The 15,236-nt window shown below is 32.0% G+C and carries 8 protein-coding genes; 3 read left to right on the forward strand and 5 right to left on the reverse strand.

Annotation, left to right across the window (positions count from 1 at the left end):
* Positions 1-91: 91 nt before the first annotated feature.
* From IFB02_RS08565 to IFB02_RS08575, 3 genes are all read right to left on the reverse strand, one after another.
* The gene (locus IFB02_RS08565; protein WP_106687699.1) at positions 92-2,122 is read right to left on the reverse strand and encodes a M3 family metallopeptidase; all 2,031 of its coding nucleotides are present in this window, start codon (positions 2,120-2,122) and stop codon (positions 92-94) included.
* Between the two features lie 367 nt (positions 2,123-2,489).
* A complete protein-coding gene (gene purE, locus IFB02_RS08570) occupies positions 2,490-2,975 on the reverse strand; it encodes a 5-(carboxyamino)imidazole ribonucleotide mutase (protein WP_106687698.1) in 486 nt (161 codons plus the stop codon).
* A gap of 1 nt (position 2,976) precedes the next feature.
* A complete protein-coding gene (locus IFB02_RS08575) occupies positions 2,977-4,131 on the reverse strand; it encodes a 5-(carboxyamino)imidazole ribonucleotide synthase (protein WP_106687697.1) in 1,155 nt (384 codons plus the stop codon).
* Positions 4,132-4,250: 119 nt separating this feature from the next.
* Here IFB02_RS08575 and IFB02_RS08580 point away from each other — a divergent pair, with 119 nt between their 5' ends.
* From IFB02_RS08580 to IFB02_RS08590, 3 genes are all read left to right on the forward strand, one after another.
* Positions 4,251-5,366, forward strand: coding sequence for an adenylate kinase (locus tag IFB02_RS08580; RefSeq protein WP_106687696.1), 1,116 nt, complete (start codon positions 4,251-4,253; stop codon positions 5,364-5,366).
* Between the two features lie 49 nt (positions 5,367-5,415).
* Positions 5,416-6,411, forward strand: a complete 996-nt coding sequence (gene obgE / locus IFB02_RS08585) for a GTPase ObgE (protein WP_106687695.1) — start codon at positions 5,416-5,418, stop codon at positions 6,409-6,411.
* A gap of 225 nt (positions 6,412-6,636) precedes the next feature.
* Entirely contained in the window at positions 6,637-7,359 is a 723-nt protein-coding gene (locus IFB02_RS08590) for an SDR family oxidoreductase (protein ID WP_106687694.1), read from the forward strand.
* Positions 7,360-7,402: 43 nt separating this feature from the next.
* Here the strand turns inward: IFB02_RS08590 and IFB02_RS08595 are convergent, their stop codons facing one another.
* Together IFB02_RS08595 and IFB02_RS08600 are read right to left on the reverse strand one after the other, a co-directional pair.
* The gene (locus tag IFB02_RS08595) at positions 7,403-8,977 is read right to left on the reverse strand and encodes a hypothetical protein (RefSeq protein WP_106687693.1); all 1,575 of its coding nucleotides are present in this window, start codon (positions 8,975-8,977) and stop codon (positions 7,403-7,405) included.
* Positions 8,978-9,088: 111 nt separating this feature from the next.
* The gene (locus IFB02_RS08600) at positions 9,089-15,211 is read right to left on the reverse strand and encodes an alpha-2-macroglobulin family protein (RefSeq protein WP_106687692.1); all 6,123 of its coding nucleotides are present in this window, start codon (positions 15,209-15,211) and stop codon (positions 9,089-9,091) included.
* Positions 15,212-15,236 lie beyond the last annotated feature (25 nt).

Raw genomic sequence — 15,236 nt, forward strand, 5'->3', positions numbered from 1 at the left:
CTTTGAAAGTTTATTGAAAAAAATATCATTCTGAAGAAGTAGAAACAACTAATGTTTTAATTATTTACTACCTTCAGAATGACATAATATATTACTTAATCAATCCAGCACGTTTTAATAAAGCTTCTGGTTTTGGGTCTTGACCTCTAAAGCGTTTGTATAAAATTAATGGATTTTCTGTACCGCCTTTTGATAGTACATTATCTTTAAATTTTAAAGCAATATCACGATTAAAGATTCCGTTTTGTTTAAAATAGTCAAATGCATCTGCATCTAAAACTTCTGCCCATTTGTAACTGTAATATCCAGAAGAATATCCGCCTTGAAAAATATGAGAAAATGCTGTGCTCATGCAATTTTCTGCCACATCAGGATATAATTGTGTGTCTTTAAAAGCTTCTTTTTCGTGTGCTTTTACATCTGTAACTTCTGTTGGGTTAATACCATGCCAATGCATATCTAATAAGCCAAAACTTATTTGACGTAAGGTTTGCATACCTTCGTTAAAAGTAGCACTTTCTTTAATTTTTTCTACTAAATCCATTGGGATAAGTTCTCCGGTTTCGTAGTGAGTTGCATATAATTCTAATGCTTCTTTTTCGTAGCACCAATTTTCTAAAATTTGACTAGGTAATTCTACAAAATCCCAATACACGCTTGTTCCTGAAAGGCTAGGGTAAGTTGTATTAGCAAGCATACCGTGTAATGCATGACCAAACTCGTGAAACAATGTGGTAACTTCATTAAAAGTTAGTAAAGATGGTTTGGTTTTAGTAGGTTTAGTAAAGTTGCAAACAATAGATACATGAGGTCTTTCATTAACGCCGTTTTGTACAAATTGAGGTTTGTAAGACGTCATCCAAGCACCGTTACGTTTTCCTGCACGCGGGAAAAAATCTGCGTAAAAGATTGAAACTAAGTTATCGTTTTCGTCTAAAACCTCGTAAGTCAATACATCTGGATGATATTTGTCAATAGTATCTATTTCTTTAAAAGTTAATCCAAATAATTTATTGGCTACTTTAAAAGCACCATCAATCACGTTTTCTAATTTAAAGTATGGTTTAAGTTTTTCGTCATCTAAATTGAAAAGCTTTTGTTTAAGCTTTTCGCTGTAATATGCGCCATCCCATTTTTCAAGGTGATCGATACCATCTAATTCTTTTGCAAAATTTTGAAGGTTGGCAAACTCACGTTCTGCAGCAGGTTTTGCTTTGTCTAATAAATCGTTTAAAAAGCGTTCTACTTTTTCTGGCGTTTGTGCCATACGCTCTTCTAAAACAAAATTGGCATGTGTTTTATAGCCTAATAGATTAGCACGTTGGTATCTTAGTTTAGCAATTTCTAAAACGTTATTTTGATTGTCTAAATCATTATTGTTAAATCCTTTACTTCCAAAAGCAATAGAGAGTTTTTTACGTAATGCTCTGTTTTTTGCATAAGTCATAAATGGAATATAGCTAGGATAATCTAAAGTGATTAACCAGCCTTCTTTACCTTTGCTTTCGGCTAATTGTTGTGCTGCTTCAATTGCGCCTTCTGGTAAACCGTCTAAATCTTCTTTATTGGTAATATGCATTTCAAAAGCATTGGTTTCTGCTAATACATTTTCGCCAAATTTTAATTTAAGCGACGCTAATTTTTTATCAATTGCTCTTAACTGTTCTTTTTTCTCTTCAGAAAGGTTTGCACCATTTCTAGAAAAACTTTTATATTTTTTATCAAGCAAAGTTTTTTGTTCCTCAGTAAGATCAAGCTGCTCTTTTTGGTTGTAAACTTCTTTAATTCGAGCAAAAAGTTTTTCGTTTAAAGTAATATCGTTACTAAACTCGGTTAAAAGCGGAGAAATATCCTGAGCAATCTTTTGAATCTCTTCATTTGTTTCAGCAGAATTTAAGTTGAAAAATATACTTGTAACTCGATCCAATTGTTGACCAGCAAATTCTAAAGCTTCAATTGTATTTTTAAATGTAGGAAAATTCTCTGATTTTGAAATAGCTTCAATTTCAGCTTTTGTTTCTTCAATTAATTTTATTATAGCAGGTTTAAAATCTTCATTTTTAATAGATTGAAACGGAGCTGTTTGATATGGAGTTTTAAATGTATTTTGAAGTATTTTCATACCGAAATCGTTTTAGATTATATTTTTTGTTAAAAAAATTATATTTAGTTGCTTTATATTGCTGATTTGTATTATTTTTGACTCGATTTTTTCCCGTGAGCTGGTTACTCACATAAAAATTATTGATTAATAGCGATAAAAAGCCTCAAATTTATTTTGGGGCTTTTTTTCTTTATAAACCCAAAAACGAATGCATTTGGTCTGATATTTTTGCATTTCATCTAATTTCTTAAAATAAAATTACTCAATTCTTTCTTTAGCTATAAAACTTAGACATTTGCCTTAGTTTTTTTGATGTGAGTATAACTCATATAGAAAGATTAATAGCGATGTAAAGCCTTGACTTCCTGTCAAGGCTTTTTTTATGCTATTTTTTTATGTCTTTTGCGGCTTGTACTACTTTTAATTTTAAGCCTTCTTTGTAAGTAATTATTTTATCTAGAACACATTTATCTGTTGCGCCTATAATTTGTGCTGCTAATATTCCAGCATTTTTAGCACCATTTAATGCTACGGTAGCAACTGGTACGCCGCCAGGCATTTGTAAAATTGATAATACTGAGTCCCAACCATCTATAGAGTTGCTACTTTTTACTGGTACTCCAATTACTGGTAACGGACTCATGGATGCAACCATACCAGGTAAATGCGCTGCTCCTCCAGCACCAGCAATTATTACATTAATACCTCTTTTGTGTGCATTATTGCTAAAATCGAATAATTTTTCTGGTGTACGATGTGCAGAAACAATATCTACTTCAATTTCTATATCAAATCCGTTTAAAATATCAATAGCGTCTTGCATTACTGGCATATCGCTATTACTTCCCATTACTATGGCAACTTTACTCATCTTATTCGCTTATTACTTGTATTGTGTTTTTTACTTTTTCGGCAATTTGTCTTGCCTTGCTTAAATCTTCATTAACTATGGTTACGTGTCCCATTTTTCTAAATGGACGTGTTTGCTTTTTACCATAAATATGTGGTGTAACACCTTCAAAAGCCATAATGGTTTCTATGTTTTTATATAACACATTTCCAGTATGTCCTTCTGCACCAACAAGGTTTACCATTATACCTCCAACTTTACTTTTAGTTTCACCTAAAGGTAAATCTAAAATGGCACGTAAATGTTGTTCAAATTGACTAGTAAAACTAGCTTCTATAGTTTGATGTCCAGAATTATGTGGTCTTGGCGCAACTTCATTAATTAAAATTTGGTCGTCTTGTGTTTGAAACATTTCTACAGCTAATAATCCAACATGGTTAAAAGCTTCAGCTGTTTTTAAAGCAACGTCTTGTGCTTTTTTTGCGACGTCATCAGAAATACGTGCTGGACATATTACATATTCTACTTGGTTGGCTTCAGGATGAAATTCCATTTCAACAACAGGATACGTTTTAATGTCTCCAGATACGTTTCTAGCTACAATTACAGCAAGTTCGTTTTTAAATGGGATCATATTTTCAGCAATACATTCGCCAGCAGGCAAACCTTCTAGATCACTTAATTGTCTTACAATTTTTACACCATTACCATCGTACCCAAATCTTGCAGCTTTCCAAACAAAAGGAAATTCTAAACCGCCATTATTTATAGCGTCTTCTATTTCAGATAAATAAGCAAATCTGCTAAAAGGCGCAGTTGGAAGATTGTTATCTACGTAAAATAGTTTTTGATTGGCTTTGTTTTGAATTTGGCGTAAAGTTTTTGAAGACGGATATACTTTTATGTTTTCATTTTCTAGCTGTTCTAAAGCATCAACATTAACATTTTCAATTTCTATAGTTAGAACATCAACTTGTTTTCCAAAGTTGTAAACCGTATCAAAATCTAACAAATCGCCATTTACAAATTTATCGCAAGCAATTTTACTTGGAGCTTGATCACTATTATCTAAAACAAAAGTTTGAATATCAAATTTTCGGGTATTATAAAGTAGCATTTTACCAAGTTGTCCGCCACCAAGAATACCTAATTTAAAGTCTGAAGAAAAATAATTCATTTTTAATATTAGTTGTGTGCAACAAAAATACATTTTAAAAGTAAAATAGCCTTTAAAAAAACAAATCAAATATCGTTAAGCTATTTCAAATCATTATATTTGCCTTTTAATATTGGAGAATGAAAACCATTAAGCTTCACGATAAAGAATTTAGACCATTTATTTCGGCAAAAGAAATTGATTTTGCTGTGACTAACATGGCAGAGCAGTTAGCCAAAGATTTAAAAGACGAAGTACCAGTTTTTGTTGGGATATTAAATGGATCATTTATGCTAGTAAGTGATTTTGTAAAAAAATACCCAAAACCTTGTGAAGTTACGTTTATTAAATTAGCATCTTATGAAGGTGTAAAATCAACAGAAGACATACAAAGATTAATTGGTTTAACACAAGATTTAACTGGTAGAACTGTTGTAATTCTAGAGGATATCATAGATACGGGTAATACCTTAAACGAAATTCATAGAATTTTTAAAAATGAAAACGTTAAGCAACTTCTAATTGCAACATTATTTTACAAACCAGAAGCATATAAAAAGGACTTTAAATTACATTATATAGGTAAAGAGATTCCTAATAAATTTATTGTAGGCTATGGATTAGACTACGATGGATTAGGAAGAGATTTACCAGAAGTATATCAATTAAAAACAACACAACACATGACTAACTTAGTATTATTTGGTCCTCCAGGAGCAGGTAAAGGAACACAAGCCAACTTTTTAAAAGAAAAATATAACTTAGTACACATCTCTACAGGTGATGTATTTAGATTTAATATTAAAAATGAAACCGCTTTAGGTATGTTGGCTAAGTCATACATGGATAAAGGCGAGCTTGTACCAGATCAAGTAACTATAGACATGTTAAATGCAGAAGTTGAAAAAAATGCAGACGCTAACGGATTTATATTTGATGGTTTTCCGCGTACAAATGCTCAAGCAGAAGCTTTAGATAAATTAATGGATACTAAAGATTCTCAAATTAATGCAATGATAGCTTTAGAAGTAGACGACGAAGTTTTAGTACAACGTCTTCTAGAACGTGGTAAATCTAGTGGTAGAGCAGACGATGCAGACGAGTCTATTATTAGAAATCGTATTAAAGAATACTACAACAAAACAGCTATCTTAAAAGACTATTATTCTGCACAAGATAAATATTACGGTGTAGATGGTGTAGGAAGTATAGAAGAAATTACTGAGCGTCTTTGTGCTGTAATCGATAAACTTTAAAATTAATTAACTAGTTTAAACTTTAAACTTAGAACTTTAAACTCAAAGCATGACCGAAGGTAACTTTGTAGATTACGTAAAAATGCATGTCTCTTCAGGAAAAGGAGGGAAAGGATCTGCGCATCTTAATCGCGAAAAATATAACGCAAAAGGTGGACCAGATGGAGGCGATGGTGGACGTGGCGGACACGTAATTATTAGAGGTAACGAAAACCTTTGGACATTACTACATTTAAAGTTTCAACGTCATATTCGTGCAGGTCATGGTGGCGATGGTAGTAGTAATCGTAGCACAGGATCAGATGGAGAAGATTACATTATCGAAGTACCATTAGGAACCGTAGTGAGAGATACAGAAACTAACGATATCCTTTTTGAAATCACCGAACAAGGTGAAGAAAAAATTGTTGCCGAAGGTGGAAAAGGTGGTTTAGGAAACTGGCACTTTAAAAGCAGTACCAATCAAACACCACGTTACGCGCAACCAGGTATTCCGTTAGAAGAAAAAGACATAACATTAGAACTTAAAGTTTTAGCAGATGTAGGTTTAGTAGGTTTTCCTAACGCAGGAAAATCTACTTTACTATCTGTAATGACCGCTGCAAAACCAAAAATTGCAGATTACGAGTTTACAACGTTAAAGCCAAATCTAGGAATCGTAAAATATCGCGATTATCAAACTTTTGTGATGGCAGATATACCAGGAATTATAGAAGGAGCTGCCGAAGGTAAAGGCTTAGGTTATTACTTCTTGCGTCACATAGAGCGTAATTCGGTATTACTATTTTTAATTCCAGCAGATGCGCCAGATATAAACAAACAGTACGAAATTTTGTTAGACGAGCTTAGACGTTACAATCCAGAAATGTTGGATAAAGACCGCATGATAGCCATCTCAAAATGTGATATGTTGGATGATGAGCTTAAAGCCGAACTAAAGCAAGAGTTAGATCAAACCTTACCAATTCCATATTTATTTATCTCAAGTGTAGCTCAACAAGGCATTACAACGCTTAAAGATAAATTATGGGACATGCTTAATTAATTTTATTTTGGCGTTACCCTAAAGGGTCAGGCTTTCATTACTCGCTTCCCAACTAAAAAGATGGGAGAGCTCAAACATGCCATTCAATCCTTAACGCGGGTATGTTTGCTGTCTTAGTGTTTAAGTCAGAGATTATTTCAATTTTATAAATATCCTAACATTTTAAAATTCGACTTGCGTCGTAGGTTTTGTAACTTTGGGTTTCAACCAAAAAAATAAAATTCTATGAGCAATTTAAATAATAAAGTAGCCTTAATAACAGGCGGATCAAAAGGCATTGGATATGGTATAGCCTATGCATTAATGCAACAAGGTGTTAATGTCGCTATAACCAGTAGAAGTGTAGCATCTGCAGAAAAAGCAGCAGAACAACTTAACGCAAATGTATCTTCAGCAAAAGCAATCGGACTAGAAGCAGATGTAAGACAATTAGAAAGTCAGCAAAAAGCTGTTAAAACAACTTTAGATACCTTTGGACAGTTAGACATTGTTATAGCCAATGCAGGATTAGGACATTTTGGTAGCATAGAAGATTTAACTTCACAACAATGGAATGAAGTTATAGATACCAACCTAACCGGTGTTTTTAATTCGATTAAGGCAAGTGTAGATGCACTTAAAGCAACTAAAGGGTATTACATTACTATTTCAAGTTTAGCAGGTACCAACTTTTTTGCTGGCGGATCTGCGTACAACGCTAGTAAATTTGGTGTTACAGGATTTACCCAAGCGGTAATGTTAGATTTGCGTAAATACGGTATAAAAGTTAGTACGATTATGCCAGGATCAGTTTCGACTTACTTTAATGGTAACGAGCCAAGTGATGAAGGCGCATGGAAAATTCAAATTGAAGATATAGGCGAGTTAGTCGTAGATTTATTAAAAATGCATCCCCGTACGTTGCCAAGTAAAATTGAAGTACGACCAACAACGCCACCAAGTAAATAAAAACAGTAATAAAAAAGGCTTCCAAATCTGGAAGCCTTTTTTATTACTTTATTTTAAGTTTTAATATTCTAGTGTTTTTCTTTCGTTTACCAGTTAATATTACTGTTTGATCGTTAAGGTTTACATTACCATTATTAACTTTATAGTATACTTTAGAATCTTTATCGTCTATTAATTTTTCAAAGTCAAATTTTCCATCATTATTTATTTTAATCATATATAAGTTAGATCTTTTAGCTTTTGTTTGTTTAAAAGCAATACGATCTGCACTTAATTTTTTAATATTATCAGAGCAGTTTATAAAGAAATAAGAGTTGTCTCCAACAGGTATAGAGGTAAAAGAGCTAGTAGCAAAACCAGTTTGTCTTTTATTAATGTTTCTAGCCCAAATTAAATCTCCGTCTTTATTCATCTTAAGACTCATAATATCATCAAAATGGTAAATAGTATATGTTGTCATTCCTCCATTACCATTCATAGTTGTATGCGTAGTTATGTAAAATTCTTCAGCATTAATAATGATGTCTCCATTAGCTAACATATACACGCCTTTAAAGTCTATATTATTAATTCCTTTTTTCTTTTTACGTTCTTTTTTACCTTCTCTGTTTCCGTATTTATCTGTTAAAAATTCATCAGAAAAAGGAGTAAATTTTTTATTCTGCATACTTAAGCTTTCAGGATCTAAATTAAATAAACAAGCGCCATTAATTCTACCTTCATCTTTTTTTCCATAGAAACCAACACAAGCAACGCGGTTATTTGATTTTATTAATTCTAAGGACGAAATAAACTTATCTGGATTTTTAAAACTTACGCTTGATTGACCATTAGCGTTAGCTTTGTAAAGTTCAAAATGGTAATTAGTTTTACCATCTTTTTTAGATCTTCTTGATTCATTTTCAAAAGATTTACCTAAAAAATAAACAGTACCATCGTTGTCGTCTATATCGATACTTTCGTAATCAAAATATTTATCTTTAATATTTTTCTGAATCGTTTGCTCATAAACTTTTTCAAAATTGTTATTGAATACAAAAACTTTGTGAGTTTCTTGATCCTTGTTATTAATATCAAAGTTTATTACAAAATAATTATTGCCACTTGACATTACAACTTCTCCAGCATGGTTACTGTCATATTGAGAAAAGTTGCTGATTATTATAGGGAAAACTGCAAACCCAAAATATTTTTTTTGATTTTCTTCAGAAAGCGATAGAATCTCTTTAGAGTTAAATTTTAAAGTTTTTAGGTCTGCTGATAAGGCATTAAAACTAATTTTATCTGCCTTCTTGTCAAACACATATTCTATTAAATGAAGTTTACCATCTTTGATAAAAGCATTTTTTATTGTATTTTTATCTACTTCAAATTCTGTTTCTTTTAATAATTTTAAATTAGAGTCAAAATGCTGAATGTAATAGCCTTTTAATTTTCTTGCCATTCCGCCATAAAAAGCTCTAATTGTTACTAATCCGCCATTATCATCTTCTAAAGAAAACTTTAAAGAGCTACTTTTTTTTGAGTCTTTAAAAATGGCACTTTTAGTCATTGATACATCTTGTGCGTTACCGATAAAAGTGACTAATAATAAAATAATTACTGTGATTTTTTTCATTTGTTTACTGGTTTTATGGGACAAATATAATTTTTTAAGACTTATTAGCTAATTTCTTACAAAAAGGCTTCCAAATTTGGAAGCCTTTTTTGGTTTTCAATATTTACATTTTTATTCAACATCAATTCTTACGCCTTCACTATGACTACTAAATTCAGGTGCGTACATGCTTTGTATAGTAGTTATACCATTACTCATGTTACCAGCATTATTAACACGTAAGTCATATTCAAACACATAAACGCCTTTTGGTAAGTAATCAAAAAAGAAGTTTGTACTTGCGTCTTTTGTGCTTTGATAATAGCCTAAACCATCTTGCCATTTGTATTGACTAATCACATTGGTCGGCTCTAAACCAGCTGCACGCATATCTTTCATGTGGATAAATTCCATATTTCTGTCGCTTCTTAATTCGATTCTTACGGTTACTAAATCGCCAACTTTAAGTTTGGTTGCTTTAGTAATTTCGGTAAGTGCTTTACCAGTATCTGTATTTGTTTTTAAGAATAATTTTTTCTTTAGTTGAAGTGGCGTTTCCGCAGAGGTAATTTTATCTAAATCTTCAAAATACTGCCAGTATAAACTTCCCCAAGCAATACCTTTTCCTTTTTTAGAAATTTTTACTTCCGCCATTTTAGGCGAAATTTCGTTAGCAGACCAAGACGTTTTAAAATAGCCAGTACCAGCTTCAACTTTAACGTCTTCCATAGTATTAGGATCTATTTTTTGATTACCTAAAACAATGTCTACCATATCGGTTACACTTAACCAATCGCTACCTTGAAGTAATAATGCGTAAACAGCTTCGGTAGTAGCTTTTGTTGTTTTCCAACGGTTGGTTTGCTTGTTTTTAAGTAACCAGATTTTAAGATTATCTATGGTTTCTAAATTCTTCGTTTCATTTTGAATGACATTACCAGCTTCAGTAAATGTTTCAATTAGTAACGCTTGTGTTTCAATTGGTGCTTGATACCAATACCAAGAATTTTCGTTAGACTTCCAATACATACCTAATTCTTCACTAGTAATACTGGTTTCTTTTAATGAATTTAAAATTTTAGACGTGGTATTAGTGTCATTATTTCTGAAAGAAATTAAAGCCATTAATCCTTTGTTATATAGACTTCTGCTTAACCAATAATTTTGAATTTGGGACTGATAATAATCCATTATAGTTTTTACCTCTTTAGACGTTTTTATTTCTGGGAAAAAGCTACGCATATACAAGTAATGAATTTGCATATGACTTAAATGGTCTTTGCTTAAATCTACATCTTTATTGTATTTAGTTAAGTTGTTGTGTTCTTCTATAAATTCAGAATCTAAATATTGGATTGCTTTTCTGATCATTGATGCTTCGCTGTCGCTTTGAGTAACATCAAGTTGTTTTAAATGTCCAAAACCAGTGATAATGTGTTGCGTAATAAAACGGTTTGGTCGTCCGCCATTAAACCAAGCCCAAGCACCATTAGACATTTGGTTTTGTTTTAATTTGTTTTTAGCGTTTTGCAATTCGTTATTCATTTTATTTAAGTCGAAAAGCAACGCTATACGTTTTTTCTGTTCGGTTTCGCTTTGCGCATCGCGTAACCAAGGTGTTTCTTGAATTAAAATAGATTTAAGTTCTTGGTTTTTTTCTAAATTACTAATCAACGCATCGGTATTTTTCCATTGATTAAATACCTCTTGAATACGCGGATTGCTATTTGCAATATGACTAGCCAACGCATTAGCGTAATATCTACTAAAGGTTTGCTCGTTGCAATCGTAAGGATATTCCATCAAATAAGGTAAAGCTTGTACCGCGTACCAAGCAGGATTGCTAGTCATTTCTAATGTTAATTTATGATGTTTTAAAGTTCTTGATGAGGTATTTTTAAGCTTATCTAGTGTAAATGTTCTAGTCTGGTTACTTCTAATCCACATTGGTAATGTTTCGGTAACTAACATTCTGTTGGTTAAAACTGGTAAAGCACTTTGTTCGCCATCACTAAAATCTCCTGCTTTTGCTACAATTTTATATTGAACAGCATTTACCGTATCTGTAATAGATAGTTGCCAAGCGACTTGTGTGTTGTTGTCTTTGTCTACGGTGAAGTTTTGAATAGTAGTAGAAGGCGAATTGTTATTATCGTTTCGACTACGCTCAACGACCAATTTATCTGTAATATCTTCACCAGAAACCGCATCAGTCAATATTAATTTAGCTTGTCCTGATAAATCGTTATTAGATAAGTTGGCAATTTTAGTGCTAATGGTTATTTGGTCACCTTGACGTAAAAAACGTGGTGCGTTTGGTATAACCATAAGCTCTTTTTGCGTCACTGTTTCTAAAGTTGAAACTTTACTTTTCAGAGTTTTTGTATGCGCTAATAATTGTAGTTTCCATGTAGTTAATGCTTCTGGTGTTGTAAAATTGAAACTAACGTTACCATCTTTGTCTGTTTGTAACTGCGGAAAGAAAAATGCTGTTTCTTGTAGGTTTTTACGAATTGTAACAGTGCTGAAATCTGTTTTATTATCATTTGTTTTTGTTGTTGATTCAGTAATCAGAAATCCTCCTGATGTTTCAGTTTTAGTTGAATAAATCAAAGCCTTTTTTTTGTCTTTGTCATAAACAATTGAATCAGCTGTTTTGAAAAAGACTTCATCATTTGGAGCAGCAAATTCCATTATAGCTTTTTCTTTAACAATAAAACCTGAAGATCTTCCTCGTAAAGCATCATATCTATAATTATTGCCAAAACTCAACCCAAACCAATTAATTTGGTCGTATTGTTGTGTTGGATAGCTATAGTAATTCTTGTTGTTATTGATGACTCTAAATCCGCGTTGTCCAAAACTGTTTCCGTTGTTTTTGTTATGATTTGAATTGTAAGTAGGTTGGTACAACGGATTAAAATCCCAATTAAGTGATTTAAATTGGTCTAAAGAGGCATCGTACATGCTGGCTAATAATTCTGCTGAGATTTTTTCGCCTTTTGGACCTTTAATTTTGAAGCTCCAAGTTTCGTCCGTTCCTGGTTGTATTTTGTCTCTAAAGGTTGTGGTTTCTATTTCTAAATCGGTTTTTGGATATGGCACAGAAATAGCCAATGTGTTAGTGGTATAGCTATTGAAAACAGCAATACTATAATGTACAGCAAAACCACCAACATCTTTTTCTGTAATAGGAATGCGTATGGTTTTCTTTTCGTTGTTTAACTCATATTTATAGGTATTTATGATGCGTTTATCTTTTTCTATATCAATAAAAACAGTAAGGTTTGTCGCTGCACTACCAAATGTGATTATTGCAGTGTCGTTAGGTTGGTAACTGTCTTTATTTGTAGTAATGGTAAACAATTGGTTGTCTGAAACAGTTTTATCTTTTTCATTGTAAAGTGTTGTTCTAGTTTCATCTTTCACTAATTGTCCAAACTTATCTTTGCTTTCTAAAACGATAAGGTATTTACCAGATTTCCATTTTTTGATATTACCAAGTTTAACGTCTTTAGTGTTTTCAGTATTGAATTCTTCAGAAAATACCAGTTCACCTTTATCCCAAAATTGGCTATCGTCTTCATTGTTGTAAGCATCATGTGGAAAAAGCGTTTTAAATTCAGTTTCACTTAAATTATGATAATCTGGTGAGTCCCAAGGACGATGTCTTAATACTTGATTTGGCGCTTTAAGTTTGTAGATTTTAATGGTGCCTTTTGCAGGAACAAATTCGCCATTTAAATTTTTAGTATCGATTTGAATTACATGCTCTTTATTGCTTTTATCTAATTCACTTTTTACAGACATAGTTGCTGTTAAAGCATGATAGCCAACGTTGACGATTGTAGTTGAGCTTCTGGTTTCACCATTAATATCGGTGACGTCTGCAGTGACTTCGTAATTAAAAACAGGTTGTGATTTTTGATCAACACTTTGGTCTGGTATGGCTTTAAAGGTAATATCAAATTCACCTTTATTATTTGTTGTGGTTTCACCGTGTGTAATTTCTTGAGACTCGCTATTAAAATAAGGTCTGCGCCAGTACCACCAAGTTGGATATTGTACTTTGCGTTTTACGGTGTAAGTGACTTTAGCATCGCTAATATTACTACCTGCGTAGGCTTTTGCGTTACCTTTTATGGTAATGCTATCGTTAATTTTGAAGGTTTCGGTGATTGGATTAAAATTAGCCTCAAATTTTGGACGCTTGTATTCTTCAACAGAAAAATAATGTCTGCCATTATCAAAGGTGTGATTTTTTCCTAAAATTTGAATTTTGTATCGTCCGTTTAAACCTGAATTTGGTAAAATAAACTCGCCAGCAACCGATCCAAAATCGTTAGTTTTTAATTCTAAACGACCAACTTCTTCATTGTTTACATTATAAAGAATAGCGTAAACAGCTTCGTTTTGTAACACTTCAGATTTCTCGTTACTTGTTTTTATGGCGATTGCCTTAAAATAAACAGTTTGGCTAGGTCTGTAAATACTTCTGTCTGTAAAAACGAATGTGTTATAACGTGTTTCTTCTTTGTTATTATTATTGTATGTTCTGCCAATGTAATAATCCCCAAAATAAGCGGTTTGGTTGTTGTGGACAACTTCTGCATTAACGTCTGAAAGATAAGTTGGTGTTTTTTTTAAGGTAGCTTTACCAAATACGTCGGTTTTTAATGTCGAGTTGTGGTATTTGTTTTTGTAATTTTTTCGATACGTAATATTTAAAGTTGCATTTTGAATAGGTTGCCCGTTATTTCTGTCTATTAATTGAAAAATAACGTCGTTATTGGTTTCCATTTCGGTTAGCGCAAAATCGGTAATTTGAAAGATTTGTGTAGCGTACAAATCACTATTGGCTCTAGCAAGAATTAAATAGCTACCATTAGATAATTTTGGTACAACAACTTCTGTTGTGTGTGATTGGTAATCGTTTTCATTTTTTAAGTTGCTACTCCAATTATTATGTTGTTTTAAGGATTTAATAAAGGTTAAACGCTCGTCTTCACGATAGGTTTTGTTGTATGTTTCTAACTGATTTTTTGATAAATTGTATAGCGTGAATTCAAGATTTTCTACATTTTTATAACGTACCAAAAATCGGCTGTTTTGCTGAATCGGAATATACGTTTCGGTAGTAATTTGTAGTTCTTTATTTAAAATTTGTTGTTTTAAAATTGTACTGTTTTTAGCAGCTTTACTATCAGGAAAACGTTTAATAATATTGTCTACAATCGCTAAAGCTTCTTGTATTAGCCAACGATTTTCGGTATTAGATTTTGCATCGAATTGTAAGCCATTTTGAAAGGTTTTTTCGGCAATTTCAAATTCGTAAAGCGCAGCTGTTTCATCTGTTTTTATGCTAAAAATTTCATCTTTTAATGTTTGAAGGTAAATTTCATCTTTATTATTAAACGTTGCATGTTGTAAGACATAGTCAAGACGCTGAATATTAACATCAACTAACGCTTTAAAATTTTTATTTCGTTGATGAAATTGAATTAGTTTTTGATACACTTTTAAAGCCTGTAGTTGTAAAGATGTACTGTCTTTAGCGTCAAGTTTTAGGGTAGAAAATTGTGATGAAGCACTTAAATAGATTTCGTTATCAATTTCAAATTTATATGCTGGTTTTGTAATGCTGTTCTCGTCTGTTTTAAAAAAGTCTAATGCATTATGCGCCAATAAATCATATAACTTAGGTCTATATGTTTGCGAGTTTTCGGCAAGTAAAATTATGGCTTCAAATTGATTAATTGGCGTTGTTTTTAAAACGCTTTCGTCTTCTAAAGATTGATTAAAAAGCGTTTGTATTTGAGTAAATAAAGTTTCTAAATCCCAAGTTCTAAAATCTTCGTTATCAACTTTGCTTTCGGTTTTTGTACGATTATAAAATTTATATCTATTCTGATTAAAATATTGCCAGTACAAATCGGCCAATAGGTTTTGTAATACGTTTTTGATAGGCGATTGGCTGTTAGTAATTTCAGTTTTAAAATCGTTAATAATGCTTAATTGCGCGTCTTCTTCTAAAATTAAAGCGTATTTACTTTTAAAAAATAATGTCTTTATAAACTGGTCGTTGTCTTTGTTTTTTTTAGCTAAGGTTTCAATCGTTTTTACAACGTCTAAAGCGCTTTTTGGAAGTCCGTTTTGTTCATGTTTTTCTACATCTTCCCATATTTTTTTATAATTATTTTGGGCGTAAGTAGAAGCAAAAAGTAATATCATTATTAGTGCAGATAAATGTTTCATTTTATAATTTTTTATACCAAAGTAT

The sequence above is a fragment of the Mesoflavibacter profundi genome, assembly GCF_014764305.1.
Lineage (GTDB): Bacteria > Bacteroidota > Bacteroidia > Flavobacteriales > Flavobacteriaceae > Mesoflavibacter > Mesoflavibacter profundi.

Bases quoted from the DNA above. Each gene is read 5' to 3' on its own strand.
- purE (WP_106687698.1), bottom strand. From the start codon at position 2,975: ATGAGTAAAGTTGCCATAGTAATGGGAAGTAATAGCGATATGCCAGTA.
- IFB02_RS08580 (WP_106687696.1), top strand. From the start codon at position 4,251: ATGAAAACCATTAAGCTTCACGATAAAGAATTTAGACCATTTATTTCG.
- obgE (WP_106687695.1), top strand. From the start codon at position 5,416: ATGACCGAAGGTAACTTTGTAGATTACGTAAAAATGCATGTCTCTTCA.
- IFB02_RS08595 (WP_106687693.1), bottom strand. From the start codon at position 8,977: ATGAAAAAAATCACAGTAATTATTTTATTATTAGTCACTTTTATCGGT.
- IFB02_RS08565 (WP_106687699.1), bottom strand. From the start codon at position 2,122: ATGAAAATACTTCAAAATACATTTAAAACTCCATATCAAACAGCTCCG.
- IFB02_RS08590 (WP_106687694.1), top strand. From the start codon at position 6,637: ATGAGCAATTTAAATAATAAAGTAGCCTTAATAACAGGCGGATCAAAA.
- IFB02_RS08575 (WP_106687697.1), bottom strand. From the start codon at position 4,131: ATGAATTATTTTTCTTCAGACTTTAAATTAGGTATTCTTGGTGGCGGA.
- IFB02_RS08600 (WP_106687692.1), bottom strand. From the start codon at position 15,211: ATGAAACATTTATCTGCACTAATAATGATATTACTTTTTGCTTCTACT.